Genomic DNA, 1785 nt, shown 5'->3' with positions numbered 1-1785 from the left:
GTACGCGCGCCCGCTACGCTAACAGATGCATCTTTTAACATACGTTACCAAATAAAAAGTTACGAGTGAGTAACAAAAAGGGTAGGTACAAAACCCACCCTCAAAATAATCAATATTTAAACTAAACTAGCGATCGCAACTAATTACCAATTTGGGGCGCACTCAAAGAAACCTTTAGTGCGTCGTCTTTTTGCTGTGCTAATGTCGGCACGGAATCACGCAATCTTGCTGTCAATTGTACAGTTGTAGCGTCATACATTTGGGTTAGCAATTTTGGATAGAAACCAATACCAATAATTGGCACTAACAAACAGGCAATGATAAATATTTCGCGGGGTTCAGCATCTATCAAAGCTTGGTGAGAAACTAATTCCTTGTTCTCTTCTCCGTAGAAAATTTCTCGCAACATCGACAGCAGATAAATCGGAGTTAAAATTACTCCCACTGCCATCAAGAATACAACAATGACTTTGAAGGTAGAGCTATAAGCATCGCTAGTAGCAAAGCCAACAAATACCATTAATTCTGCCACGAAACCGCTCATCCCTGGTAATGCCAAAGAAGCCATCGAACAAGTGGTGAACATGGCGAAAATCTTCGGCATTCTCTTCGCAACACCGCCCATTTCATCCAACATCAGGGTGTGTGTGCGATCGTAAGTTGCGCCAACTAGGAAGAACAAACTCGCCCCAATTAAGCCGTGGGAAACCATTTGCAACACTGCCCCACTCAATCCCAAATCGGTGAAGGAGGCAATACCAATCATCACAAAGCCCATGTGAGAAATTGAGGAGTAGGCAATTTTTCGCTTCAGGTTGCGCTGGGCAAAGGATGTCAAGGCAGCGTAGATGATATTAACTACCCCCAAAACCACTAACACTGGTGCAAAAAGAGCGTGGGCATCGGGGAGCATTTGGGCATTCATGCGAATTAAGGCGTAACCGCCCATTTTCAAAAGAATACCTGCCAATAACATGTGTACGGGCGCTGTAGCCTCACCGTGGGCATCAGGTAGCCAGGTGTGCAAGGGAATAATCGGCAACTTGACGGCGTAGGCAATAAGGAAGCCAGCATAGGCGGCAAGTTGGAAATTGAGGGCGAAGTCTTTTAAGGCGAGCGATCGCATGTCAAACGTCACCGTATCGCCGTAAAATCCCATTGTCAGGGCAGACAGCAAAATAAACAGCGAACCACCGGCGGTGTATAAAATAAATTTAGTCGCTGCATACTGCCGTCTTTTGCCTCCCCAAATCGACAGCAGAAAGTATATCGGTACTAGTTCCAGTTCCCACACCAGGAAAAATAACAGCATATCCTGGACAGCGAACACGGCAATCTGACCGCCATACATCGCCAAAATCAAGAAGTAAAATAGCTTCGGCTTGAAGGTGACAGGCCAAGCTGCTAAAATCGCCAGCGTGGTAATGAATCCAGTCAAAATAATTAGGGGCATGGATAAGCCATCTGCCCCTACTGACCAATTCAAATCTAGTTGGGGTACCCAGGGGTAACTTTCCACCAACTGCAAATCTGGATTGGAGAAATCATATCCAGTATAAAAAGCATAAACAATTAGTGCAAAATCTATCAGCCCTACGATGAGGGAGTACCAGCGCACTGTTTTGCCTTCTTTATCTGGAATGACGGGAATCAGTAGTGAAGCGGCTATAGGCAACAGAATAATCGTCGTCAGCCACGGAAAATTAGCTGTATTCATCACAATTCGTCTGCTATCAAAATCATGTTTGGCAAAAAGTCACTAGTTATTAAGTAACAGCTTTTTGG

The 1785-nt window shown here is 44.7% G+C and carries 1 protein-coding gene; it reads right to left on the bottom strand.

Translation table 11 applies throughout. From position 1 onward, the window contains the following. Nucleotides 1-139: 139 nt before the first annotated feature. Nucleotides 140-1717, bottom strand: coding sequence for an NAD(P)H-quinone oxidoreductase subunit 4 (locus VE944_RS30550; RefSeq protein WP_324986436.1), 1578 nt, complete (start codon nt 1715-1717; stop codon nt 140-142). Between the last annotated feature and the right edge of the window lie 68 nt (nt 1718-1785).

Source organism: Nostoc sp., assembly GCF_035638895.1.
Classification (GTDB): domain Bacteria; phylum Cyanobacteriota; class Cyanobacteriia; order Cyanobacteriales; family Nostocaceae; genus Nostoc.
The sequence above is the reverse complement of the archived record's forward strand: the minus strand, read 5'-3'. Positions and strand labels throughout refer to the sequence as shown.

Excerpts from the sequence above, each read along its gene's own strand:
- VE944_RS30550 (WP_324986436.1), bottom strand. The coding sequence starts at position 1,717 with ATGAATACAGCTAATTTTCCGTGGCTGACGACGATTATTCTGTTGCCT.